The organism is Yinghuangia aomiensis (assembly GCF_039542225.1).
Classification (GTDB): domain Bacteria; phylum Actinomycetota; class Actinomycetes; order Streptomycetales; family Streptomycetaceae; genus Yinghuangia; species Yinghuangia aomiensis.
Window position 1 is genome coordinate 345,424 of record NZ_BAABHS010000002.1, and the last position, 25,074, is coordinate 370,497.

Below are 25,074 nucleotides of genomic sequence, written 5' to 3' on the forward strand. Positions count from 1 at the left end.
GTCAGGCCGCGGCTTCCGACACGGCGGCCTTGACCTGGGCCAGGCTCGGGTTGGTCGCGACCCACTGGATGTCGCCGCCGGGGCCCGCGAGGACGACCGTCGGGACGGTCTGGTTGCCGCCGTTGACGCTCATCACGTACTCGGCCGCCTGCGCGTCCTGCTCGATGTCGACCTCGGTGTACGCCACGCCCTCGCGCTCCATCTGGCTCTTGAGGCGGCGGCAGTACCCGCACCAGGGGGTGCTGTACATCGTCACGGTGGCCGACATCTCGGGGATCTCCTCTGCTCGGGTGCTGCGGGCGTTCCGCACAACGTACGCCGGATCCGGATTTCTTCCCGCCGCCGGCCCCGCAGCCTGTGGACAACCTCACCCCCGGGAGCGGGCCTGTGGACAACGGCCGGTATGTGACGGAGCCGCCTGAGAGGATGTCCCGGTGATCGACCACTACGGCCCCCCGCCCACCGCCGACGAGGTCCTCGACGCGCTCGACCCCGAGCAGCGCCGGGTGGCCAAGTCCGTCGACGGTGCGGTCTGCGTCCTCGCGGGCGCCGGGACCGGGAAGACGCGGGCGATCACCCACCGCATCGCCTACGGCGTCCTCACCGGCGTCATGCAGCCCGGGCAGACCCTCGCCGTCACCTTCACCGCGCGCGCCGCGGGGGAGATGCGCGGCCGGCTGCGCCAGCTCGGCGTGCCCGGCGTCCAGGCCCGGACCTTCCACGCGGCCGCGCTGCGCCAGCTCCAGTTCTTCTGGCCGCGCACGTACGGGGTGAACGCGCCGCGGCTCGTCGACAGCAAGGTCCCGCTGGTCGCGGAGGCCGTCCAGCACTGCCGGATGCGCGCCGACCGCGCCGAGCTGCGCGACCTCACCGGCGAGATCGAATGGGCCAAGGCCACCCAGGTCGCGCCGGACGACTACGTGGCGCAGGTCGCCGCGTCCGGCCGCAAACCGCCGCGCGACGCGGCGGAGGTCGCGCGCGTGTACGCGGCGTACGAGAAGGCGAAATCCGGCCGCGGCCAGATGGACTTCGAAGACGTCCTGCTGCTGACCATCGGCCTCCTCGACGAACGCCTCGACGTGCGCGAGCAAGTCCAGTCCCAGTACCGCCACTTCACCGTCGACGAGTACCAGGACGTCAACCCGCTCCAGCAGCGGCTCCTCGACCTGTGGACGCAGCACGCGCGCAGCCTGTGCGTGGTCGGCGACGCCAGCCAGACCATCTACTCCTTCACCGGCGCCACGCCTTCCTACCTGCTCGGCTTCCGCCACCGCCACCGCGGCGCCGAAGTCGTCGAGCTGGTGCGGGACTACCGCTCCACTCCCCAGGTCGTGGGGCTGGCGAACCGGCTGCTCACGCATGCCACCGGGGAAGCCGCCAAGCACCGTCTCGAACTCGTGTCGCAGCGCGCCGAAGGCCCCGCACCCGAGTTCGTCGAGTACGGCGACGAACCGGGCGAGGCCGAGGGCGTTGCGCGGCGCGTCAAGCAGCTCCTCGAACGCGGGGTGCGGGCCGCGGAGATCGCCGTGCTGTTCCGCACCAACTCGCAGTCGGAGGCGTACGAGCAGGCGTTGGCCGACCGCGGCATCCCCTATGTGCTGCGCGGCGCCGAGCGGTTCTTCGAACGTCCCGAGGTGCGGCAGGCCGCCGTGCTGCTGCGCGGCGCGGCCCGCTCGGCGGGGGGAGCCGACGGCGACGGGCTGGCCGCCGAGGTGTCCGCCGTCCTCGCCTCCGGCGGCGGCTGGACACCGGAACCGCCGAGCGGATCCGGGCAGGTCCGCGAGCGCTGGGAGTCCGTCAACGCGCTCGTGCGCCTCGCCGAGGACTTCTCCGCCGGGCGGCCGGAGGCGACGCTGCGCGACTTCGTCGACGAACTCGCCGAACGCGCCAACGCCCAGCACGCTCCCACGGTCGACGGCGTCACGCTCGCGTCGCTGCACGCCGCCAAGGGCCTGGAATGGGACGCGGTGTTCCTGGTGGGCCTGACCGAGGGCATGCTGCCGATCACCTACGCCGATACCGACGCCAAGATCGAAGAAGAGCGCCGCCTCCTCTACGTCGGGATCACCCGGGCGCGCGAGCACCTCGTGCTGTCGTGGGCGCTGTCCCGTTCGCCGGGCGGGCGCGCGCACCGCAAGGCGTCGCGGTTCCTGGACGGGCTGCGCGGCGGATCGGCGGCGTCGGGTGCGTCGCTGTCCGCGGGGCGCGGGCCGGTGAGCCGGGCGGGGGAGCCGTTCACGCCGCGCGAGAAACGCCGCAAGGCCGGACCCGTGCGGTGCCGGGTGTGCGGGCGCGGGCTGGCCGAGGCGGCGGAGCGGAAGCTGGCGCGGTGCCTCGACTGCCCGTCGAACGTCGACGAGGCGATGCTGGAACGGCTGCTGGACTGGCGGCAGGACCGCGCGAGCGAGCTGGGGCAACCGGCCTACTGCGTGTTCACCGATGCGACCGTGACGGCGATCGCCGAAGTGCAGCCGTCGTCGGCGGTGCAGCTGGCGCGGATCGCGGGCGTCAACCGGACCAAGCTGGACCGGTTCGGTGCGGAGGTGCTGGCGCTGGTCGCCGGACGGGATCCCAAGGGCGCGGACGAACCTGCCGAAGAAGTTTTTTCGGTGGCGCCCGAGGACGACGTGCCCGCCCCGCCGGACGACGAGTTCTGATCCGCGGGCGGCCTCGGACGGCCTCGGACGGGCCCGGCGAACCGGCCTTGACCTGGGACTTCGATCTTCCGCGCGGGCAGTTCCGGGAGTAACGTGCGAACGCTCCGCAAGGTTCCGGTCACGCGGGAAGCAGCCGCATCCCGAGGGACTTCCCTCGAGTGAGAGCGGACACGCGGAAAATAGTTTGCGCATCCTTCCGGACCCGATCTAACCTCACGAGCACGGTCAACGTGTTGACCGTGCTCGGTTGTGAAACCGGGCCGCACACCGCACGTCCAGCACTGCACACCCTGCACCAAGCACAGCAGCACTGCCCACCAGTTTTCCGGAACCGCCCAGTCGGCGGCGCCCCGAGACCCCCGTGGAAGGGAGGCGAACGACATGACGATCAACTTCAAACTCGCAGTTGCCGGTCCTGCCGTCGCCCCGTCCGCGATGTCGGTGCGTTCTGCTGAGCTGGGTTCGCTTCTGCCTGCCTCCGTCCTGAAGCTCGACGGCTTCGCGGTGCGGAACCTGCCCTCGGCGACCTATGCCGAGACCGATGCCCGTGTGATTACCGACGCCGCCCGTCTCGCGGGTCGCGGCGAAAGCATCGGTCTGGCGCACAGCGTCGAGCAGGCATGGCGGGGCAGCGAGCGCACGACCGTCCTCACGCGCGATGCACGACCGTTGGCATCGAACGTGGCGGCATGTGAGCAGCAGCAGGTCACGGACATGGCACACGCCATGGGATCGACCGGATTTGCCGGTATGCACGGGTACCCGTCCTGGAGGACGCGAACCTGACGACACGTCAGGTCTGCTCTCCAGGGCCGCGGAACCCGTATACACCGGGATCCGCGGCCCTTGTCTTTGCCCTGAAACCCGCCAGGACCGCGCACACGCATGAAGTGGCAGCAATGCCGGCCGAGCCCGCTCGGCGATTCACCAACGAGGAGCACCACGTGCCGTACGACAAGCCGCCAACCGCCGCCGCTCTGGCCGTCCCCGTTCCGGAGGTAGACCTGATGACTTTGACCGCGTTCGACGACATCGACACCGTCGAGGGCACGATCCCGTGCCGCTCTTACGACCCGGAGGTGTTCTTCGCCGAGTCGCCCGCCGACGTCGAGTACGCGAAGGCCCTCTGCCAGGAGTGCCCGGTCCGTGCCGCGTGCCTCCAGGGCGCGCTCGAGCGGCGCGAGCCGTGGGGCGTCTGGGGTGGGGAGCTGTTCATCCAGGGCGTCGTCGTCGCCCGCAAGCGGCCGCGTGGGCGTCCGCGCAAGACCGAGGTCGCCGCGTGAACCCCGCCGATCTCCCCCGCGCATCCCTCGTCCGCCGCAATCGCACCGCAAGCCAGGAACCCATGACCACCTACCAGCCTTCCGCGACCGAGCCGACCTCTGCGCCGGTCGTCGACAGGAGCCGTGACATGCATCTCCTTTACGAAGCCCTCGCAAGAGCACAGATGGAGGAGCGACTACGCGAAGCCGAACTGCACCGCAGGGCCGCCCACGTCCGCGCCGCTCGCAAGATGAAGCGCCGCGCCGAGGTCGCCAGCCTGCGGGCACGGAGGGCCTTGGCCCTCGCGGTCATGCAGTAGTCGCGCCCCGAACCTCGCCGCCCGCCCCCTGCCGGGGACGGCCGGCGGCACAACCCCGTGGCCTCGATGCTCCGCCGCTGTCGATGCGGAGTGTCGGGCGTGCGACGGGGTGAACGATCCGCCCTGCGGCCGGTTTTCCGGCTGACGGGGTGGACCGTGCAGGACCGCAGTCGGCTTCGGCCGGCCGCGGGAGTGAACGACTCACCTGGCGGCCGGTTTTCCGGCTGACTGGGCGGGCCGTGCCGACCCGCACTCGGCTTCGGCAGACTGGCGGACCGGCAGGTGAACTAGCAGACCGTGCACAGGACTTGCCCGCGGACCCACCGTCGGGCGCCTTGCGAGGCGCCGGGCGGGAGGGTCCGCGTGTGCGTGGGGGGTGGGTGATCGGGCGGGCGGTTCGGGCGGGGATGGTCCGGTGCTGTTGCGTGTGTCCGTGCGTCGGGTGGGTCGGGCGCGGTGCCGGGGTGTGGCGTCGTCGACCGGGCCCGGGCGCGTGGCTGACCCGGTGGGCGCGCCCGGCTTCGCTGATCGTCGACCGGCCGGCGAACTGCGAGAGCGTGCGGAGTATTCGCCCGCAGGCCCACCGCCGGGCGCCTATCGGGGCCGTCCGGCGCGAGGTCCCGCGTGCGCGTTGCGGGCGGTCGTCTGGGGCCCTGCAGGCGTCGGCTCGGCTTCGGCCGGGCCGTGCGGTGAACGACTTGTTGCGTCGGCTTCCCGGCTGATCGGTCGGACTGCGCAGGGACATCCCCGGCTTCGAGCGATCGCCCGAACGGCCGGTGGACTACAAGGATGCGCACAGGACTTGCCTGTGGACCCCGCCATCGAGTGCCCTCGACAGGGCGTCAGTCGGTGGCGTCCTTGGCCTCGACCTCGTCGAACTCCTCGTACTCGTCGAACTCGTCGTCGATTTCGTACTCCAGCTCGGCGAAGCCCGGCAGCCACGTCTCCAGTTCCTCGCGGAACGGGACCTCGGCGTTGAGCTGGCACAGCACGCCGACGGTGCTGAGCGTGACGCGGTGGATCAGCAGGTAGTTCGGCGGCAGGTTGAGCTGGCGCGCCATCACGGACGCGGGGTTGCGAGGGTCGCCGATCCGCGCGCCCTGGATCCGCATCCACGCCCGCGTGAACCGGAACCGCTCGACCTGCGCGGGCTCCACCATCGGCAGCAGGTAGTCGAGGACTTCCTGAGCGTCGAGCTCGATCGACGGCTTGACGAAGCCCTCCGTGCGGAGGACCTCCATGACACCGTCGGCCTCGTTGTCGAGCGCGAGCCGCATCGCGGTGCCGATCGGCTCCGGGAGGCCGTCCGGCAGCCGGTTGACGGTGCCGAAGTCGAGGACGCCGAGTCGGCCGTCCGGCAGCAGCCGGAAATTGCCCGGGTGCGAGTCGGCGTGCAGCATGCCGGTGCGCACCGGGCCGGAGAACAGGAAGCGGACCAGCAGGTGCCCCACCTGGTCGCGCTCCTCCTGCGTGCCCTTGTCGATGATGCGGGAGAGCGGGGTGCCCTCCATCCACTCACTGATCAGCACGCGCTCGGCCTGGAAGACGACACGCGGGACGTAGATGTCCGGGTCGTTCTCGAACTCGTCCGCGTGCGCCTGCTGGGATTCCGCCTCCAGCTCGTAGTCCAGCTCCTCGGCGACCCGCGCCTTCAGCTCGGCGATCAGCGGCTTGACGTCGATCCCGGGAATCAGCGACCCGGCGAAACGCGCGACGTGGCCGAGCTGGTTGAGGTCGGAGATCAGCGCGTCGCCGGCACCCGGGTACTGGATCTTGACGGCCACCTCGCGCCCGTCGTGCCACACGGCGCGGTGTACCTGCCCGATGGACGCGGCGGCGGCCGGCTTGTCGTCGAATTCGAGGAACAGGGAGCGCCAGTCCGTACCGAGGTTGTCCGCGAGCGCCTTGTGGATCGTGCGGGCCGGCATCGGCGGCGCGGCATCCTGCAGCTTGGTCAACGCGGCCCGATAAGGACCCGCGACCTCCTCGGGTAGCGCGGCCTCGAAGACGGACAGCGCCTGCCCGAGCTTCATGGCGCCGCCCTTGAGCTCGCCCAGCACTTTGAACAGCTGCTGCGCGGTGCGCTGCTGCAACTCGGCAGCGACGATCTCGGCGGGGCGACCGCCGATACGCCGCCCGAGCCCCAGCGTCGCTCTACCCGCCACCCCGAGGGGCAACGAGGCGAGCTTGGCCGTCCGGGTCACTGCCCTGCGCGGAAGATCGCTCACGACATCCATTGTGTCGGACGCCCGAGCCTCCCATACGTGATCGCGCTCACGCGATCACCCACTTGGTGGTTGTCTGGGGCGAGTATCCGCACGTGGACGAGGGGGAACCGGACAGCGTGGCCTCGGACAGGAAGGGACGAGGAAACGCGGGGCGCGGGTGCGGACTGGACGTGCTGGGGCGGGGTGACGCGGCGGGGGAGGGGCCGGGTGGAGACTTCAGCCGACCTCCGCCAGTGGTCTCGTTGCTTCCGATGCTTCGAAGGATCCGCAGGGGCAGCTGGGGTGGGGGTGCCAGGTGCGGCGATGGGGGTGGGCGTCGGGGAGAGGGATCTCGATCGTGGCGCCTTGGGTGGTGGGGGTGTCGCCGTCGAGGTGCATGAGGACCTGGAGGGCGGTGGTGGCGGCGACGGCGGTGGCGAGGACCGTGTCGCACGCGCGGTGCGGGGAGGGCTCGACGGCGGCGAGCTGGGTCAGGAGGCGGGGCCAGGCCGGGTCGCGGTCGCGGCGGTGCAGGTCGAGGCAGCGGCTGCACGGGGTCAGGCCGGGCTGCACGAACGGCCCGACCACGCCGGTGGTCTCCCGGGTGTCCGCGAACACGTGCGGGACGCCGTGGGTGCTCAGCTGCGCGGCCAGTCTCGGCGCGGGGCGCCCTTCGGCGACGATCACCGCGGCGTCGGGGGTCCGCCCGCGCGGCAGCACGCAGCGGACCGCCGGGGCGGTGCGCCGCAGCGCGTCCCGGGCGGCGGCGTCGCGTTTGCGGCGGTCGCCGTTCCACACGACCCCGGCGGGGGTGGCATCCGATGGGGTGGACGGACGCCGGTCGACGACCTCGACCGTGCCGACGCCGGCGGCGGCCAGCAAGGCGGCGGTCGCGGAGCCGACGCGTCCGCCGCCGTAGACGATCACGGCCGCGGTGGCACGGCGGGCGAGCACTCCGGCGCCGCCGTCCGGCTCGCGGCGCAGCAGGCTCGCGGAGGCGCGGTCGGGGGCCCGCGGATCGCCCGGCCGCACGCGGGCGGCGTCGGCGTCCTCGATCAGCCCTCCGTCGGCGAGGACGCGCAGTAATTCGCGGACGCGTGCCGGGGTCGTCCCGAGGGCGACCGCTTGATCGGCCAGCTCGGCGGGTGTGCGGGTGCCGTCGATGCGGTCGACGACCTGCGCGGTCCCCGGATCGAGCCCGGTGAGCATGACGGCCGTCGCCGGGTCGAGTCCGAGCTGGAGCGATGCGCGGTCGCGCCAGAGACGGGCGAGGGCGGGACGCAGACGCGGACGCATGGCGGTCTCCCCGTGGATGTGGATACGGACGTAGGTGTGAGCGCTGGGGCGGATGTTGCGGGTGGTAGAGCCGGGGCGAGTGCGGCGTCGCCCGTACGACAACCCTGCCGCGTCCGGAAAATTCGTGCGGAAAGTTATCCACAGGGTGGGGGTTGTCCACAGCCGGTGGTCTGCGAGAGTGAACCGGGATCGGCCATGGCTCGAATCAGGACTCATGTGCTGATCGGAATGATCTGCCGAATTGCCCCCACAACCAGGTGAAACTTCGCAAAATGCGCGGTTGTCTTTCGGCAACCTGGGGGAATTGCGGACGCGGCCGCGAAGCAACGGCTCGTGGCGTGCGCCGTTGGGTAACGTCTGGTTGTGGCCGCCGATCCCGGGGCCGGGCGCTCCAGCATGCCCGGAAACCCGCACGAGCACGCCGTCGAGATCCGCCGCAGCGCTCGACGGCGGCGAACCGTGTCGGCGTATCGCGACGGCGATCGCACGGTGGTGCTGCTTCCGGCACGGATGTCCGCGGCCGAGGAGCAGCGCTGGGTCGGGATCATGCTCGACCGGCTCGCCGCCCAGGAGCGCCGCCGTCGGCCGAGCGACGATGCGCTCGCCCAGCGCGCCCGCGACTTGTCCGAGCGGTACCTCGGCGGCCGCGCGATTCCGGCCAGCGTGCGGTGGGTCGACAACCAGAACACGCGCTGGGGCTCGTGCACGCCGCTCGACGCGTCGATCCGCTTGTCGAGCCGACTCCAGGGCATGCCGCCGTACGTCGTCGACTACGTCCTGCTGCACGAGCTGGCGCACCTGCTCGTGCCGGGTCACGGACCGCGCTTCTGGACGCTGCTCGCCGCGTACCCGCGCACCGAACGCGCTCGCGGCTACCTCGAAGGCGTCGCGGCGGCCGGCGGGCTCGACATCTCCGACGACCGCGACGAGGACGACGCGGACGCGCCGAGCGACACCGCCGAGCCGTCCGCGGAACGCATCGACCAGCCCGACGACCTGAGCGAGCGCACCGCCGGCGACGGACCGCCCCGCGGCCCCGACGCCGCCCCCCGCCCCACCCGCAACAGCGCAGCCGCCTCCGGCCGCCCCCGCAAGGGCGCCACCGGCCGAACCCCACCGGGCAGCAGGGCCTGACGACGGGTCGTGGCGACCCGCGCGGTTCAGCGCGCCGGGGCCGGGCGGGGCAGGCGACCGGGTCGCGCCGTCGACATGCACCGACCGCACCGGGCCCCGCGCGGGCCACGCACAGCGGGCCCCCGGGCGGTGCCTGGGCGGGCCTGGTCGCCGCGGACCGGGCCGCACTGGGTGCGGCTTCCGCCCGGCCTGCTTCGGCCGGCCGCTGCATCGGCCTCCTGGTCGGCGTGGCGACGCTGCCGCGGACCGGCCTGCCTAAACCCGGCGTTGGGCTCGCGCCGCGTGGCCTCTGGCCTCGGTCCGACGCGGCGGACTCCCGGTCGGCGCGAGCCGCCCATACGCCCGACGACGCCCGGATCCGTGAGCACCCGCAACGTCAAGGCCCGCCCCAAAGCACCCAAACCGGTCGAGGTCCAAGATCGACAACCCCGGCCACCCCTGCCGAAGCCGCCCACCCGTCTGACCCGTAGTCGCTCGATCAGCAGGCACCGCGACGCCAAGGCCCGCTCACTCCACTGCCCCGCGAACCCCACCCAACCGCCGGCCCTTGCCGAAGCCGGCCACCCGTCCGGCCCGCCGCCCGCCCCCAGGCGCTGTCGCCACCGCGAGCACCGCGACGTCAAGGTCCGCCCGCACCACCTCCCCCCGCGCGAAACGCACCCCGCCCCTGTTCCTCCAGCCGAGTGCCATCCGCCCCGGCCCCCGCGCCTCGCGGATGAACGGCTGCTGCACCGCTGCGCTCGTAGGTGGCGCCGTAATACGGTGTGGGCTTGCCCGGTGGCGATTCGGCGTGGTGTCTTGCGGGTTTTGCCCGGGTTTGGGCGGGGGCTGCGGCCGTCGTGTGGAACCGGAGCAGCCGCGCGCACGTCGGGAGTCGACGGGGAGACAACGAGGCCGAGGGACCGGGTTCGGCCGGGGTCGATGTGTTGTAGCGTGCCGTGCGCGGTGAGGGGTCATGCCCGGGTGGGCCCCTTCCGGCAGGAAGGGAGCCACGAGGTGGTCGAGTTCAGGAAGGGTCAGAAGGCCAAGCTTGCCGATCTGACACCGGGAACCGATCTGTACGTCGGCCTGCGGCTGGATGCCCCCGGCCTGACGTTCGACATCAGCTGCTTCGGACTGGATGCGAACGACCGGTTGTCCGACGACCGGTACTTCGTCTTCTTCAACCAGCCGAAGTCCCCCGAAGAGTCGATTCAGCTGCTCGGCGCGCAAGCGGGCGACCAGGAGTCGTTCCGGGTGACGCTCGACCGGGTGCCGCCGCAGATCGGGAAGCTCGCGTTCACCGCGACGCTCGACGGCCAGGGCCAGATGTCGCAGGTCGCGTCCGGGTACATCCGGATCGCCGTCGGCGGGCAGGAAGTCGTCCGCTACGCGTTCACCGGTACCGAGTTCAGCACCGAGCGCGCCGTCATGATCGCCGACATCTACCGCAAGGAGCCGAACGTCTGGCGGTTCGCCGCGGTCGGCCAGGGCTTCGACGGCGGGCTCAAGGCGCTGCTGGAGAACTTCGGCGGCGAGGCGATGGAGGACGAGGACGACGGCAAGGGCGAACCGCAGGGCGGATTCGCTCCGCCGCCGCAGGCCTCCGCGCCCTCGTTCGGCCCGCCTCCGGGCGCCCCTGCGCCGCAGACGCCCGTGCCGCAGCCCAACCCGCTCATCGGCCCGCCGCCCGGTGCGCCGCAGCCGGTGCCTGCGCACTCCGCGCCGCCGATGCAGCCGCCCGGGCAGTTCCCCGGCCAGGGTCCGCCGCCGGGCCAGTTCCCCCCGCCGGGAATGCCGCAGCCGGGAATGCAGCCCCCCGGTATGCCGCAGCCCGGTTTCCCGCCGCCCGGCGGCCAGCCCGGCATGATGCCGCAGGGCCAGATGGCGCCGCCCGCGCCGATGCCCGTGCCGCAGCAGGGCGGCATGCCCGGCCAGTTCCCGCCGCCTCCCGGTATGCCGCAGCCCGGTTTCCCGCCGCCCGGCGGCCAGCCCGGCATGCCGCAGCCCGGAATGCCCGCGCCGGGCATGGGTGCGCCGATGGGCGCCCCGGGGATGCCCCAGGCTCCGGCCGGCGGCGACCAGACCTACGCCTACGGCCTCCAGCAGTTCGCCGAGGTCCAAGGCCAGGCCCGCTGGACGCAGCAGAACCCGAAGATGGTCAAGGTCCTCGTCGGCAACGGCCCCAAGGTGATCGCCCGCCAGGGCAGCATGGTCGCCTACCAGGGCAAGGTCGACTTCAAGTTCCAGGGCCAGCGCATGCGCGACCGGTTCGAGAACCGGATGACCGGCCAGTCCCTCGAACTCATGCGCGTCGAAGGCGACGGCGAGGTCTTCCTCGCCGAGCAGTCCGCCGATCTGCACATCGTCGAGCTGGGCGGCAACCGCCTCTGTGTGAACGCGGCGAACCTCCTGGCCTGGGACGAAGGCCTCACGCTCGAGCCGCGCCGCATCGAAGGCCAGGGCATTCCGGGCGGCGGCCTCTTCGTGCAGACCATTTCCGGCAACGGCGCGGTGATCGTCAAGACCAAGGGCCACCCGCTGGTCCTGCCGGTGGCGCCGGGCGCGCCGACGTTCGCGGACACCAACGCGATCGTCGCATGGACGGACGGCATGCAGGTCTCGACGAGCACCGCCGTACGCGTGCGGCGCACCGCGTACCCGGGCCACAGCGGCGAGACCGTGTCGCTGCAATTCCGCGGTATGCAGGGGCACTTCATCGTCGTCCAGCCGTACGAAGTGTGAGGGAACGATGGATCAGCAGATGATCGCGGCGTACGGCCAGACCGCCCCGTCCGCACGCATGCAGCCGCACGGCAACAAGATCTGCCGTGTCGCCCTCCAGCAGGGCTACGACCTGATGGCCAAGCAGGGCTCGATGATCGCCTACACGGGCTTCATCACCTTCGAGCCGTGGCGCGACTCGCGCGGCCAGCGCATGATGGGCTCCGTCGTCGGCGAGCGCCTCGGCCTCATGAAGTGCACCGGGCAGGGCGACCTCTACCTGGCGGACTACGGCGCCGACGTGGTGATGATGCAGCTCAACAACGACGGGATCTCGGTCAACGCGGCCAACGTCCTGGCGTTCGACGCGCAGCTCGAGCACAAGATCGAGAGCATCTCCGGCCTGGTCAACAAGTTCAGCGGCAACGGCATGTTCAACATCGCCATCCGCGGCACCGGCTGGGTGGCGATCACCACGCAGGGCACGCCCGTCGTGCTGAACCCGGGGGAGCGCGAGACCTGCGTCGACCCCGACGCGCTGGTCGCCTGGTCGACCGGGCTGCGGGTGAAGAGCAAGCGCTCGGCGCGCCTGGGCGCGCTGGTCGGCCGCGGCACCGGCGAGGCCATGCAGGTCGCGTTCACCGGGGCGGGCTACGTCGTCGTTCAGCCGTCGGAAGACTCGACCGACCGCTTCCACTTCCGCGGCTGAGCAGGGGAGACCGAAGTGCAGAGTTCGTTGTTCGCCAACGCGGAGATCCAGACGCAGGAGCGCTGGGCCCTGCAGAACAAGCACATGCTGCGGGTCGCCTTGGGCGGCCAGTCCCGCGAAGTCCTGGCCCGCAAGGGCACGATGGTCGCCTTCACCGGCGGCGTCGACTTCGACGGCCACCTGCAGACCGGCGGCGAGCGCCGCGCCGCGGGCATGACCGGTGAGCAGCTCAACCTGATGCGGTGCTTCGGCGCGGGCACGGTGTTCCTCGCGAACCTCGCCCAGTCGGTGCACATCATCGACTTGCAGAACACCGGCCTGACCGTCGACGGCCAGTACGTCCTCGCCCTCGACGCGACGCTGAGCTGGAACGTCGTGGCGATCGAGAGCGAGCAGCAGATCGCCGGCGTCGGCAGCTACCAGCTGGAGATCGGCGGCACCGGCAAGCTCGCCGTGATGACCTCCGGGCGCCCGCTTGTCATGCCGGTGACCCCGCACCAGGAGGTCTTCGCCGACGCGGACGCCGTCGTCGCGTGGAGCAGCAACCTGGTGCCGCGCATGGAATCCCAGGTCACCTCGCAGCGCGTGTGGAGCCGCCGCGGCGGCACCGGCGAGGGCTGGAACCTGAGCTTCCAGGGCGAGGGCTACGTACTCGTGCAGCCGAGCGAGCTGCTGCCGCCCGTCGAGTTCACGATGCCGGGCGGCTTCCTCGCCAACCGCGGCATGGGGCAGCAGGGCGGGATGCGCGGGAACACCTGGGGCAGCTGAGCCCCCGCAGAGCACGTACCGAGGGGCGCGTCCGATTTCTCGGACGCGCCCCTCGGGCGTTCTCGGCGGGCCCGGCCGTCGGCCGGCCCGGCGGCGTCAGCCGGCCAGTGCCGCGGCCTGGGTCACCAGACGGCGCACCGCGTCGTCGGTCCGCTCCGGCAGCGCGCCGAACGCGAACCACCGCAGGTCCAGCGACTCAGCACTGATCTCCGGCACCGCGTCGGACGGTGCGATCACCGCGTACTGCACGTCGTAGTGGACGCTCCACGCGTTCGGCCCGCCGCAGCGCACGTCGTGCCGGTCCAGCCGCACCGGGTCCGGCAGCAGCTCCAGCCCGGCGATCCCGGACTCCTCGGTCGCCTCGCGCAGCGCCGCGGCGGCCAGCGACGCGTCGCCGGCCTCCAGATGGCCGCCGGTCTGCAGCCACAGGCCGACCTTCGGGTGCAGGGTGAGCAGCACGCGGCCGGCCGTCGGGTCGATGATCGCTGCGCTGGCCGTGACGTGGCCTTCGGGCCGCACCCGGTACGTGCCGTCCGGATAGGCGGCCAGATGCGCGAGATAGGCGTCGCGCAGCCGTGCCTGGTCGTCGTCGGGCGCGTCCCAGCCGGACAGCACCCGCACGGTGTCGCCGTGCAGGGCGTCGGGCAGCGGGGCGCCGAGGCGCGTGGCCGGGGCGCCGGTGGAAGCGCCGTCGGGAACGCCGGTCCGGGAATCGGGCAGGCTCACGCAGAACCGTCCTTCGGACCGTCTTCGCCGCCCTTGCCGTCGTGGCCGCCGGTCTCGTCCGCGCCGCCGGGGGCGTCCGGCGTGTCGTCCGACTCCCCGCGACCCTTCTTCTCCAGCGCTTCCAGGTCCGCGTCCAGCTGCGCCGTCAGGCCCGACAGGTCGAGTTCCTCGCGGTGCACGAAGCCGTCCGGGTCGTCCAGGTCCGAGGCCGTCGGCAGCATGTCCGGGTGCGCCCACAGCGCGTCGCGGCCCTCGATGCCGCGCGCGTCGGCGAGCGACGCCCACAGCCGGGACGCGTCGCGCAGCCGCCGCGGCCGCATCTCCAGACCGACCAGCGTGGCGAACGTCTGCTCGGCGGGGCCGCCGGTCGCCCGGCGCCGCCGCAGCGTCTCACGCAGCGCGGCCGCGGACGGCAGGCGCGGCGCCGCCGCGCTGTGCACGACCGCGTCCACCCAGCCCTCGACCAGCGCCAGCGCCGTCTCCAGACGGGCCAGCGCGGCCTTCTGCTCGGGCGTCTCCTCGGGCTCGAACAGACCCTGCGTGAACGCCTCCTGGAGCGCCTCCGGGTTCGTCGGGTCGATCCGGCCCGCGGCCTCCTCCAGACGGCTCATGTCGACCTTGATGCCGCGCGCGTACGCCTCGACCGCGCCGAACAGGTGCCGACGGAGCCACGGCACATGCGCGAACAGCCGCTGGTGCGCCGCCTCGCGCAGCGCCAGGTACAGCCGCACCTCGTCCTGCGGCAGGCCCAGGCCCTCGCCGAACGCCGCCAGGTTCGCGGGCAGCAGCGCCGCCCGCCCGGCCGGGCCCAGCGGCAGGCCGACGTCCGCCGACCCGACGACCTCGCCCGCCAGCGCGCCGAGCGCCTGGCCGACCTGGGCGCCGAACATCGCGCCGCCCATGCCGCGCATCATGCCCATCAGCGGCCCGGCCATCTGCTGCATCTCGTCGGGCATCATCTCGCCCATGGCGCTGACCACCCGGGTGGCCAGCGGCTCGACCAGGTCGCGCCACTGCGGCAGGGTCGCCTCGATCCACTCCGCGCGGCTCCACGCCAGCACCGTCGACGCGCCGGACGGCAGCGGCGTCGCCTCGTCCAGCCACAGCTCGGCCAGCCGCATCGACTCCTCGACCTCGGTCCGCTCGACCCGGCCGACGCTCGCGTCGCCGCGCTGCGCGATGGTCTGGCGCGCGATGTCCTTGGCGAGATCCCAGTTCACCGGGCCGCCCTCGTAGGAGAGCAGTTTGCCGAGCTGCTGGAACGCGGCGCCCAGGTCGGCGGGGTTCATCTGGCCGAAAAGCGCGCCGAACGGGTTGTTCGGGTCGCCGAACGGGTCGAACCCGCCGGGGCCCACCGGACCGGATCCGCCCGGTCCCCCCGAACCGCCGGAACCCGGGCCTGGACCGCCGAATCCGATGCCGCGGGAACTTCCCGACCCGCCCGACGCGTCCGAGGAATCGTCCGAGTCGTTGCGATCGGGATCGTCCCCGCCGCCGGAAGGTTTGCCGAAACCGAAGGGGAAGTCACCCATGACAACCTCCATGCCGACCCCCGGTGGGGGTGTGGGGGCGGCGGCCTGCGGGGACCACTGCGCCTCGTTCGAGCTGCCCGCGGGCAGCCGCCGACCGCCCGCGTCGGCGCGTAATCGCGCCTCGCTTGCTGGTCATGGCCACACCTCGGGCAGGATGGATTGCGGATGTTGCGTCGCGTGCGAACGAACCGAACGCGTACTCCTCAGTAAACGTAGGCGAGCCGCACGTACCAAACTAACCACGGGAGGCGCCGAGTGAGTTCCCAGCCTCCGCACGTTCGCTCTGGGCGGAGTGGGCGCGACGAGCAGGCCGGGGCTCCGGCCGAGACGCCTCAGGAGGACGACATCGAGACGCCCCGACGCGGCCCGGGCCCGAGCACACGCCCCGTCGTCGCGGTCACCGGCGCGGCATCCGGACTCGGCCACCGGGTGGCCCTGCTGCTCGCCGAGAACGAGCAGGTCAAACGGCTGATCGCGATCGACGAGCGGCGCGGCGACATCCCCGGCGCACAGTGGCGGATCATGGACGTCCGCGACCCGGCGCTGGCCGGCCGCCTCGACGGCGTCGACGTCGTCCTGCACCTCGCGCTCGACCTGTCCCTCGACTCCGATCCGCGCGCCCGCGGAGCCCGGAACGTCCGCGGCACGCAGACCGTGCTGACCGCCGCCGCGGCGGCCGGCGTGCCCCGGGTCGTGCTCTGCACGTCCGCGATGGTCTACGGAGCGCTGCCGGAGAACGAGACTCCGCTCGACGAGGACGCCCCGCTCAAGGCGACCGCCGACGCCTCCCTGGTCGGCGACCTGCTGGAGATCGAGGAGCTCGCCGCCCGCGCGCCCCGCGCGCACCGCGCCCTCAACGTCACCGTGGTGCGGCCCGCGACCCTGGTCGGCGGCCCGGAAGCCGACTCGGTGCTGACCCGGCACTTCGAGGCGCCGCGGCTGCTGGTGGTCTCCGGCAGCCGCCCGCAGTGGCAGTTCTGCCACGTCGACGACCTGGCGTCCGCGCTGGTCTACGCGGCGCTCGGCAAGGTCGAGGGCGTCGTCACGGTCGGCTGCGAGGGCTGGCTGGAGCAGGAGGAGATCGAGGAGCTGTCCGGCATGCGCCGCATGGAGCTGCCCGCGTCCCTCGCGCTCGGCACCGCGGAGCGCCTGCACCGCCTCGGCCTCACGCCCGCGCCCGCCGGCGACCTCGCGTACACGATGCACGGCTGGGTCGTGCCCTCGACCCGGCTGCGCGACGCGGGCTGGCGGCCGCTGTGGACGAACGAGCTGGCATTCGCGAGCCTCCTGGAGGACGTCGCCGGGCGCCACGCGCTCGTCGCCCGCCGCCTCGGCCGCAAGGACGCCACCACGCTCGGCGCGGCCGGCGCGACCGTCGCGCTCATCGGCACCGCGGCGATCGTGCGCAAGGTCCGCAAACGCCGCGGCATCTGACCGGCGGCTCCGGCCGGCGGCGCGGACCGGCAGTTCCGGCCGGGCGGTGTCCGGGGGATACTGCGCCGCATGGCAGCCGAAACAACCGAATCGACCGAAACAGGTGCCGGGATGGTTCCGGACGTGATCCGCTTGGCGGAGATCCGAGAGACGCCGCTGTCCGTGGACGAGGTGTTCGCCGCGGTCGGCGACGCCGCGGCGGGCGGCACCGCGCTGTTCGTGGGAACGGTCCGCGACCACGACCACGGCCACCACGTGACCGCGCTGGAGTACTCCGCGCACCCGAGTGCCGCCGACGAGCTGCGCCGCGTCGCGGAGAAGGTGGCGGCCGACTACCCCGTTCGCGCGCTGGCCGCGGTGCACCGGGTCGGTTCGCTGGAGATCGGCGACCTCGCGGTGGTCGTCGCGGTGTCGTGCCCGCACCGCGGCGAGGCGTTCGAGGCGTGCCGCAAGCTGATCGACACCCTCAAGCACGAGGTGCCGATCTGGAAGCACCAGCACTTCGCGGACGGCACGTCGGAGTGGGTCGGGGCCTGCTGACGGAACCATCCGTCGCTGGTGGAGCGTCAGATCCACCAGGGACGGGTCGGCGGGCACCCCGCCGCCGTACTGCCCACTACCCGACACCCCGCCGAACTCCTCGCCGGGTTAAGCGGATCGGGTGAAGGCCTCCCTTGCGGGAATGCACCCATCCATCCGAATAGATACGATTAACGCACTAATCCGTGGACTTTTGGGCGGGGGTGCGTCATGGCCTCGATCGCATGGTGGTGGGCCATTCCGGCGGCGGCATTGATCCTCGCGGTCCTGTGGGCCGCGTGGCATACGCGCACCCGCAGAGCGCCCGGAATGCGCGAGACCACGGAGCATTTCGCGCAGTACCAGGCGATCCTCACCAGGGTGGTCGAATCCGGCGACGGCAGCGCCGCCCGGCACAACCCGAACGGCCCCCAGGGCGCGGCGACCGCACGGCGTGACGTGCCGTAGTGTCGCCACCATGTCGCGTCGAACTGCCTCGCTGATCATCTCCGGGCTGCTGTTCATAGCCATGGCGTTGGCCGCGACCCTGACGTCGGTGCCGTACGGGGAACTCACCCCCGGCCCCACCGTCAACACCCTGGGCCCCTACCGCGGCAAGCCGGTGATCGAGGTCTCCGGCGCACCGACGTACCCGGCCTCCGGGCACCTCAACATGACCACCGTTTCGGTAACCAGCAAGGGCTACAACATGCCCCTGCTGTCCGCGTTCATCGGCTGGGTCAAGGGCGACGCCGACGTCGTGCCGAAGAAGTCGCTCTACCCCGACGACAAGACCGAGAAGGAAGTCGAGCAGGAGAACGCCGAGGAGTTCACCTCGTCGCAGGAGCACGCGAAGGTCGCCGCGTTCCACCAGCTCGGCATCCCCGTCGAAGAGCAGGTCATCGTCGGCAAGGTGGCCAAGGACATGCCCGCCACCGGCAAGCTGCACGCGGGCGACATCATCGTGAGCATCGACGGCACCCCGATCAAGACCCCCGAAGACGTCGCCGCCGCCATCACCAAGCACAAGGCCGGCGACACCGTCGTCTTCGTCGTCGACCCGGTCGACGCCCGCGGCACGCAGCGCACCGTCGAGGTCGGCACCGTCGCGGCCCCCGACGACGGCCGTGCCCTCGTCGGCATCACCCCCGGCACCCTGCCGAAGTTCCCCTTCCAGGTGACGATCCACCTCGAGGACGTCGGCGGCCCCAGCGCCGGGCTCATGTTCGCCCTGGGCATCGTCGACATCCTCAGCCCCGGCGACCTCACCGGCGGCAAGTTCGTCGCGGGCACCGGCACGATCGACGACGACGGCAGCGTCGGCCCGATCGGCGGCGTGACCATGAAGACCATCGCCGCCCGGGACGCGGGCGCCAAGTACTTCCTGACGCCCAAGGGCAACTGCGCGGAGGCCGCCAAGGAGCGGCCGGGCGGCCTCACCCTCGTCCAGGTCGACTCGGTCCAGGACGCGGTCAAGGCGCTCGACGTCATCCGCACCGGGCAGGGCACGCTCACCGAGTGCAAGGCCGGCTGAACCCGGCACCGAGCAGACGAACGGCCCGGCCCCCTTCGCGGGGGGCCGGGCCGGATGCGTGGTGCGGCCGAGAGCGCGCCGCGTACGGCGGACCAGCGGCTACTCGAACGTCGCCTTCAGCGCCTCCGCCAGGCCCGGGACCAGCTCCGAACCCGACAGCACCTCGCTGTCCGCGTCCTTCTCCCGCAGCCGCAGCACCGACTCGCGCGTGCCGTCGCGCAGCACGCCCACGGCGATCCGCACCTCCTGGCGGTCCGGGCGCGCGGCCACCCACGCGGCGATCTCCTCGTCCGAGCCCGCCGACGGCATCTCCGCCTCGGCCGCGGGCGGCAGCATCAGCCGCTCCAGCACGATCGCGCAGCCCGCGACCGCGTCCGGCCAGGCGATGCCCGCCAGGAACTCGTCCACCGGGGTCTCGGCGGGGATCTCGTCCTGCTCGATCGGGGTCAGCGTGGTCGCCGCGCCGTCCTCGACGGCCAAGCCGAGGTCCTTGGCGAGCTGCGGCTCGGACCGGACCAGCGCGGCCGTGTCGACGAGCGCGTAGAGGCGGGCGGGCTGGTCCCACCCGAAGGCCGAAACGTGCCGCTCGATCTCGACGACGGCCTGGGTCAGTGCAACGGTCATGCGCACCATCATCCCGTGCCGCCGGGCCGGACCGGGGCAGCAGCCCCGCAGCCGGACCCGTGGTGACCCGCGGTGACCCGCGGTGCGCGTGTCACCCACCCGGCGCAAGGGCCGCAACCGTCCCGTCAGCCGGACAGTTCGGCCGTGTCGGTGGGGAACCATGTCAAGGCTCGGTAAGTTGACACGTCGAGCGCCGACCGGGCGCAACCAGGTAATGATCGAGGTGCGCACCCTTGGTTTTTCAGATGCCCGAACGTGGCGACCCAAGAGGTCGCCGTATCAGACTGGGAGCCCCGTCCCGCCGTCTCCGCACCCTGCTGCTGACGCTCGCCATCCTCGTGGTGCTCGGCGTCGCCTGGGTGCTGTTCGCCAATTTCTGGACCGACTGGCTGTGGTTCAAGTCGGTCGGATACGGCGACGTATGGCAGCGCAAGCTGTGGACCCGCCTCGGTCTGTTCCTGGTCTTCGGCCTGCTCATGGCCGCTTCCGTGGCCCTCAACGTGTATTTCGCGTACCGGCTGCGACCCGCCTTTCGCGGCATGTCCGCGGAGCAGCAGAGTCTCGACCGCTACCGGTCCGCGATCGCCCCGTTCCGCGCCTGGATCCTGGCCGGCCTGTCGATCGTCGTCGGCGTCATCGCCGGCACCTCGGCGGCCGGGCACTGGGGCACGTGGCTGCAGTTCGTCAACGGCGTCAAGTTCGGCGTCAAGGACCCGCAGTTCCACAAGGACGTGTCGTTCTTCGCGTTCGACCTGCCGTTCTACCGGTTCGTCCTGGACTTCGCGTTCATCGCGGTGGTCGTCGGCCTTGTCCTCGCCGTCCTGACCCACTACCTGTACGGCGGGCTCCGCATCCAGAGCCCCGGCGCCCGCGCGACCCCGGCCGCGCAGGCCCACCTTTCGCTGCTGCTCGGCCTCTTCGTGCTGCTCAAGGCCATTGCCTACTGGCTGGACCGCTACGCGCTCGCCGTGCACTCGGGCGACTTCAAGGAAGCCTCGCAGTTCACCGGTCTGCGTTATACCGACGCCAACGCGGTGCTGCCCGCGAAGACGATCCTGTTCATCGTCGCGCTGATCTGCGCGGTGCTGTTCTTCGTCAACGTGTTCCGCCGCACCTGGTCGCTGCCGGTCATCGGCTTCGGCCTCATGGTGCTGTCCGCGCTGCTGATCGGCGGGCTCTACCCGTTCATCGTCGAGCGCTTCCAGGTCAAGCCGAACCAGCAGGCCAAGGAAGCCAAGTACATCGAGTACAACATCAAGGCGACGCGGGACGCCTACGGCATCGCCGACGTGCAGGCCGAGGGCTACCAGGGCGCGACCGACCTCAAGCCCGGCCTGAAGGACGAGGCGGCCTCCGCGGCCAGCATCCGCCTGCTCGACCCGAACATCGTCGGGCCGACCTTCCAGCAGCTCCAGCAGCTGCGGCAGTACTACCAGTTCAACTCGACGCTGGACGTCGACCGGTACCAGGTCGGCAACCAGACCAAGGACACGGTCATCGCCCTGCGCGAGCTGAACCCGGACGGCGGCCAGACCCGCAACTGGGTCAACGACCACACCAAGTACACCCACGGCTACGGCGTCGTGGCCGCCGAGGGCACCCAGATCGGCCCCGAAGGCAAGCCCTTGTTCATGGACAAGGACATCACGCCCAACGGCTCCGGGGTCATCGGCAACTACGAGCCGCGCATCTACTTCGGCGAGAAGACGACCGAGTACTCGATCGTGGGCGCCTCCCAGGGCACCGCGCCGACCGAGATCGACTTCCCGACGGCGAACGACGCGGCCGGGCAGCAGACCTACACGTACACCGGTGCCGGCGGCGTGCCGATCGGGTCGACGTTCAACAAGCTGCTGTACGCGACCAAGTTCGGCGAAGGCAACATCCTGCTGTCGGACTCGATCAACTCGAAGTCGAAGATCCTCTACAACCGCACGCCGAAGGAACGGGTCGAGGCCGTCGCGCCGTGGCTCACCATCGACGGCGACGCGTACCCGGCGGTCGTCGACGGGCGCATCCAGTGGATAGTCGACGCGTACACCACGACGAACGGCTACCCGTACTCGACGCGCACCACCCTGGGCGAGGCCACCAGCGACGCGCTGGTGCGCCAGAACCAGGGCCGCAGCACGCTCGGCAACACCGGCCAGGTCAACTACATCCGCAACTCGGTGAAGGCCACCGTCGACGCGTACAGCGGCAAGGTGACCCTCTACCAGTGGGACGAGCAGGACCCCGTCCTCAAGACGTGGATGAAGGCGTTCCCGGGCACGGTCGAGAAGAAGTCGAAGATCTCGCCCGGACTCATGGAGCACCTGCGCTACCCGCAGGACCTCTTCAAGGTGCAACGCGACCTGCTGACCCGGTACCACGTCACCGACCCGAAGACGTTCTTCAACGGCTCGGACTTCTGGAAGGTGCCGAAGGACCCGAGCGGCGGACGCCAGGCGAGCGGTGACCAGCCGCCGTACTACCTGTCCATGGAGATGCCCCCGGCACAGGGCCAGCCCGAAGAGAACGGGCAGGCTTTCCGGCTGGTGACCAGCTTCGTGCCGAAGGAACGCCAGAACATGGCGTCGTTCATGGCGGTGAACGCCCAACCGGGACCCGATTACGGCAAGTTCAGACTCCTGACCTTGCCGTCGACGACCGCGATCAACGGCCCCGAGCTGATGCAGAACGCGTTCACCTCGGAACCCGCGGTGGGCCAGGTGCTGAACATCCTTCAGCAGGGCGGCTCTCAGGTGGTCTACGGCAACCTGCTGAGCCTCCCGGTGGGCGGCGGCATCCTCTACGTCGAACCGGTGTACGTGCGCGCCAACGCGACGAACTCGTACCCGCTGATGAAGAAGGTGCTGGCCAGCTACGGCAACAAGATCGCCTTCGAGGACACCCTCGACCAGGCGCTCACCAAGGTCTTCGACGTGAATACGCCACCGGCCTCCGGCGGCACGACACCCGGCGGCGCGACGCCGGGACAGACCACGCCGCCGGCCACGCCGGGCACCACGACACCTCCGGCCACCGGCCAGCCGACGAACCCGACGGTCAAGCAGGCGCTCGACGACGCGACCAAGGCGCTCGCGGACGCGAACGAAGCCCTGAAGGCCGGCGACTTCACCAAGTACGGCGAGGCGCAGAAGCGGCTGACCGACGCGATCAACAAGGCGGTCGCAGCGGAGCAGGCGGCGGGCACCGGCGGCGGAGGCGGCACCACGCCGGCTCCGGGCCAGAGCCAGCAGCCCGCGCTGCCGCCGGCCACGGGAGGCGCGACGCCGAAGCCGTGACCCCGGGCTGACCGGTCGAAAGGCCCCGTGAAGGCCCCGCTGCTTCTTTCCCGAAGCGGCGGGGCCTTCGCCGTTCGGGCGGCCTCCCCCGGGCCCGGGGGAATGGATTTGGTGTTCCCGGTGGTCATCGCGTATGGTTAAGACACAACGACGCGGGGTGGAGCAGCTCGGTAGCTCGCTGGGCTCATAACCCAGAGGTCGCAGGTTCAAATCCTGTCCCCGCTACCAAAGGAAAGACCCGGTTCTTCGGAACCGGGTCTTTCGCTTTTCCTCGGGTCGTGCGGGCTTGCCCGCTTCCGCGATTTCCCGAGTCCGGGTGCGGCTGCGAAAAGCGGGCGCGCAAATGCCACGCCGACCGGTCCCGGTGGGGCGGTCGGCGTGGCAGGGAAAGTCAAAGGCAGTGCTGCCGCCGGAGGCGGGCCGCGCCGTTCCTGGGGAAGCTCCGACGTGTCAGAGCGAAATGCGGCGGCGCAGGCCGCGCAGAGGCGCGGTCAGGACGGCGCGGGACAGGCGGTGGCCGGCCCGCGACGGGCGCGGCGTTATGTCCTGGATGAGCGTGGCGGACTCGCGTGCGGCCACTGCGGCAACCGTGCCCGGATCGGGAGCCGCGGCCGGTGCCGGGGCATGCCCGAAGAGGGCGAGGTGCCGTTCGAGTCGGTCACCGCTGCCGCCGCGCAGGGTGTCGACCGCGGGGATCGGAACCCGCCGCGGCCTGCTCGAATGGTCCATTCCTGATATGACCACGACGCAGACCGTACCCCATCCGGGGCGTGCTGTGACCGCGAGTTCGGCCATGCCGCGGGCTGTTTCGGCGGGCTTTCGGCCGGCTTTGCGGACGGCCCGGAAGGTCGATTTCTCGCCGTCCCCAACCGGATCGACTTACCTCCCGCAGCAGAACGGGCCAATCGGGCGAATCGTGCGGTCATATATCGATTCGACGACGTGCCGGGAACGGGTGACCGGGGTGGCGGCGCGCGCATTTCCGGAATCCCCGGCCAGGGAATGTGACGAACGTCATGTCCCGCGTGCCGCGCATTCCGGACCCCTGTTGATCTCACGCCGAACGGACTACCGTGCCGCGCCACGGAACGGCGGGAACGGGAGCGCGCGATGGCGGACGGCAAACTGGGTGTGGTCATAGTCGGGACCGGTTTCGGGTGCCTCACGCACCTGCCCGCGTTCCGCGACGCCGGGTTCGAGGTGAAGGCCCTCGTCGGCCGCGACCCGGAGAAGACCGCGGCCCGCGCGGAACGGTTCGGAGTGCCGCACGCGGTGACCTCCCTCGCCGACGCGCTCGCGCTGGACGGCGTCGACGCGGTCAGCGTCGCCACGCCGCCCAACACGCACGCCGACCTCGTGGTCGAGGCCGTCGAGGCCGGCAAGCACGTGGTGTGCGAGAAGCCGTTCGCGGCCGACCTCGGCGAGGCCCGGCGCATGCTCGCGGCAGCCGAGAAGGCCGGCGTGGTGCACCTGCTCGGCACCGAGTTCCGCTGGTCGGCGTCGCAGGCGCTGCTCGCCCGGCTGGTCGCCGAAGGCGCCGTCGGCACGCCCCGCTTGGCAACCTGGCTGCTGCACATCCCGGTGCTCGCCGGACCCGCCGCCGAAGTTCCGGAGTGGTGGGGCCGTGCCGAGGACGGCGGCGGCTGGCTCGGCGCGCACGCGACCCACTGGATCGACCAGATCCGCTACACGCTCGGCGAGTTCGAGGGCGTGAGCGCGGGCCTGCCGATCGTGTCGGACCGGCCCGGCCAGACCGCCGAGGACACCTTCAACATCCGCTTCCGCACGGTCACCGGCGTGGAGGGCTCGCTGCAGAGCTCGTCGGGCGTGTACGGGCCGCCGCTCATGACCACGCGCGTTGCGGGCACCCACGGCACCGCCTGGGTCGAGTTCGACGACGTGTACGTCGGCGACGCGGAAGGCGACCGCAAGATCGCGGTCCCGGACGACCTGGCGAACCCGGCGCCCGAGCCGCCGCCCGGCGACCTGCTGCACACCGCGTACGACCTGCTCCACTGCATGGGCATCGACCGGGCGCCCTACGCGCGCCTGGCGGGCACCTTCCGCGACCTGATCCTCGGCCGCGAGGTGCCCGCCGACCCGCCGTACGCCACGTTTGCGGACGGCGTCGCCGGGCAGGCCGTGCTGGACGCCGTGCGCAAGTCCGCCGCGGACGGCGCCTGGGTGCCGGTCGCGCGGGCCTGACGACGGGCCTGCGGCAATCGATTTGGACTATCGGGCCCGCTGCCGTACTGTTGTCTTCACCGACGCGGGGTGGAGCAGCTCGGTAGCTCGCTGGGCTCATAACCCAGAGGTCGCAGGTTCAAATCCTGTCCCCGCTACCACGTACGAGGTCCGGTCG

20 protein-coding genes, 2 tRNA genes and 1 pseudogene are annotated in these 25,074 nt (G+C 71.6%); 16 read left to right on the plus strand and 7 right to left on the minus strand.

Annotated elements, in window-relative coordinates:
- Position 1: 1 nt before the first annotated feature.
- Positions 2–268 carry a mycoredoxin gene (locus ABEA93_RS03960; RefSeq protein WP_345673831.1) on the minus strand — a complete coding sequence of 89 codons (267 nt, stop codon included), beginning with the start codon at positions 266–268 and terminating at the stop codon, positions 2–4.
- A gap of 166 nt (positions 269–434) precedes the next feature.
- Between ABEA93_RS03960 and ABEA93_RS03965 the strand changes: the two genes are divergently transcribed.
- From ABEA93_RS03965 to ABEA93_RS03980, 4 genes are all read left to right on the plus strand, one after another.
- The gene (locus ABEA93_RS03965) at positions 435–2,657 is read left to right on the plus strand and encodes an ATP-dependent DNA helicase UvrD2 (RefSeq protein WP_345673832.1); all 2,223 of its coding nucleotides are present in this window, start codon (positions 435–437) and stop codon (positions 2,655–2,657) included.
- A gap of 381 nt (positions 2,658–3,038) precedes the next feature.
- Positions 3,039–3,443 (plus strand): hypothetical protein, encoded by a 405-nt coding sequence (locus ABEA93_RS03970; RefSeq protein WP_345673833.1) that lies wholly within the window; start codon positions 3,039–3,041, stop codon positions 3,441–3,443.
- A gap of 113 nt (positions 3,444–3,556) precedes the next feature.
- Complete coding sequence (locus tag ABEA93_RS03975) at positions 3,557–3,940, plus strand: WhiB family transcriptional regulator (protein ID WP_423533309.1); 384 nt, start codon at positions 3,557–3,559, stop codon at positions 3,938–3,940.
- 62 nt (positions 3,941–4,002) lie between these two features.
- Positions 4,003–4,239 carry a hypothetical protein gene (locus ABEA93_RS03980; RefSeq protein WP_345673835.1) on the plus strand — a complete coding sequence of 79 codons (237 nt, stop codon included), beginning with the start codon at positions 4,003–4,005 and terminating at the stop codon, positions 4,237–4,239.
- An 842-nt stretch (positions 4,240–5,081) separates the two neighbouring features.
- On the opposite strand, the gene ABEA93_RS03985 is transcribed toward ABEA93_RS03980, so the two are convergent.
- A complete protein-coding gene (locus ABEA93_RS03985) occupies positions 5,082–6,467 on the minus strand; it encodes an ABC1 kinase family protein (RefSeq protein WP_345673836.1) in 1,386 nt (461 codons plus the stop codon).
- Between the two features lie 216 nt (positions 6,468–6,683).
- Complete coding sequence (locus tag ABEA93_RS03990) at positions 6,684–7,742, minus strand: TOMM precursor leader peptide-binding protein (protein ID WP_345673837.1); 1,059 nt, start codon at positions 7,740–7,742, stop codon at positions 6,684–6,686.
- 396 nt (positions 7,743–8,138) lie between these two features.
- On the opposite strand from ABEA93_RS03990, the pseudogene ABEA93_RS03995 reads away from it, so the two are divergent.
- The 4 genes and pseudogenes from ABEA93_RS03995 to ABEA93_RS04010 all read left to right on the plus strand — a co-directional run.
- Positions 8,139–8,696, plus strand: a pseudogene (locus tag ABEA93_RS03995) (M48 metallopeptidase family protein); the annotation flags it as partial.
- Between the two features lie 1,176 nt (positions 8,697–9,872).
- Positions 9,873–11,600, plus strand: a complete 1,728-nt coding sequence (locus tag ABEA93_RS04000) for a TerD family protein (protein WP_345673838.1) — start codon at positions 9,873–9,875, stop codon at positions 11,598–11,600.
- Between the two features lie 7 nt (positions 11,601–11,607).
- Positions 11,608–12,288, plus strand: a complete 681-nt coding sequence (locus tag ABEA93_RS04005) for an AIM24 family protein (RefSeq protein ID WP_345673839.1) — start codon at positions 11,608–11,610, stop codon at positions 12,286–12,288.
- 15 nt (positions 12,289–12,303) lie between these two features.
- Positions 12,304–13,056, plus strand: a complete 753-nt coding sequence (locus tag ABEA93_RS04010; RefSeq protein WP_345673840.1) for an AIM24 family protein — start codon at positions 12,304–12,306, stop codon at positions 13,054–13,056.
- Between the two features lie 96 nt (positions 13,057–13,152).
- Here the strand turns inward: ABEA93_RS04010 and ABEA93_RS04015 are convergent, their stop codons facing one another.
- Entirely contained in the window at positions 13,153–13,704 is a 552-nt protein-coding gene (locus tag ABEA93_RS04015) for an NUDIX hydrolase (RefSeq protein ID WP_345673924.1), read from the minus strand.
- Between the two features lie 74 nt (positions 13,705–13,778).
- Complete coding sequence (locus ABEA93_RS04020; RefSeq protein WP_345673841.1) at positions 13,779–15,314, minus strand: zinc-dependent metalloprotease; 1,536 nt, start codon at positions 15,312–15,314, stop codon at positions 13,779–13,781.
- 345 nt (positions 15,315–15,659) lie between these two features.
- Between ABEA93_RS04020 and ABEA93_RS04025 the strand changes: the two genes are divergently transcribed.
- From ABEA93_RS04025 to ABEA93_RS04040, 4 genes are all read left to right on the plus strand, one after another.
- On the plus strand, positions 15,660–16,748 hold the full coding sequence (locus tag ABEA93_RS04025) for an NAD-dependent epimerase/dehydratase family protein (RefSeq protein WP_345673925.1): 1,089 nt from the start codon (positions 15,660–15,662) through the stop codon (positions 16,746–16,748).
- A 69-nt stretch (positions 16,749–16,817) separates the two neighbouring features.
- A complete protein-coding gene (locus ABEA93_RS04030) occupies positions 16,818–17,288 on the plus strand; it encodes a molybdenum cofactor biosynthesis protein MoaE (protein ID WP_345673842.1) in 471 nt (156 codons plus the stop codon).
- A gap of 210 nt (positions 17,289–17,498) precedes the next feature.
- Positions 17,499–17,735, plus strand: coding sequence for a hypothetical protein (locus ABEA93_RS04035; protein ID WP_345673843.1), 237 nt, complete (start codon positions 17,499–17,501; stop codon positions 17,733–17,735).
- 10 nt (positions 17,736–17,745) lie between these two features.
- Positions 17,746–18,801, plus strand: coding sequence for a YlbL family protein (locus ABEA93_RS04040; RefSeq protein WP_345673844.1), 1,056 nt, complete (start codon positions 17,746–17,748; stop codon positions 18,799–18,801).
- A 99-nt stretch (positions 18,802–18,900) separates the two neighbouring features.
- Here ABEA93_RS04040 and ABEA93_RS04045 read toward each other — a convergent pair whose 3' ends face one another.
- On the minus strand, positions 18,901–19,425 hold the full coding sequence (locus ABEA93_RS04045) for a PPA1309 family protein (RefSeq protein WP_345673845.1): 525 nt from the start codon (positions 19,423–19,425) through the stop codon (positions 18,901–18,903).
- Between the two features lie 245 nt (positions 19,426–19,670).
- Between ABEA93_RS04045 and ABEA93_RS04050 the strand changes: the two genes are divergently transcribed.
- Together ABEA93_RS04050 and ABEA93_RS04055 are read left to right on the plus strand one after the other, a co-directional pair.
- Positions 19,671–22,712, plus strand: coding sequence for a UPF0182 family membrane protein (locus ABEA93_RS04050; protein ID WP_345673846.1), 3,042 nt, complete (start codon positions 19,671–19,673; stop codon positions 22,710–22,712).
- 151 nt (positions 22,713–22,863) lie between these two features.
- Positions 22,864–22,940: transfer RNA gene (locus ABEA93_RS04055), tRNA-Met, on the plus strand.
- Between the two features lie 222 nt (positions 22,941–23,162).
- On the opposite strand, the gene ABEA93_RS04060 is transcribed toward ABEA93_RS04055, so the two are convergent.
- Positions 23,163–23,456 (minus strand): hypothetical protein, encoded by a 294-nt coding sequence (locus ABEA93_RS04060; protein ID WP_345673847.1) that lies wholly within the window; start codon positions 23,454–23,456, stop codon positions 23,163–23,165.
- A gap of 366 nt (positions 23,457–23,822) precedes the next feature.
- Between ABEA93_RS04060 and ABEA93_RS04065 the strand changes: the two genes are divergently transcribed.
- Together ABEA93_RS04065 and ABEA93_RS04070 are read left to right on the plus strand one after the other, a co-directional pair.
- Positions 23,823–24,917 carry a Gfo/Idh/MocA family protein gene (locus tag ABEA93_RS04065; RefSeq protein ID WP_345673848.1) on the plus strand — a complete coding sequence of 365 codons (1,095 nt, stop codon included), beginning with the start codon at positions 23,823–23,825 and terminating at the stop codon, positions 24,915–24,917.
- 63 nt (positions 24,918–24,980) lie between these two features.
- Positions 24,981–25,057 (plus strand) — tRNA-Met (locus ABEA93_RS04070).
- Positions 25,058–25,074 lie beyond the last annotated feature (17 nt).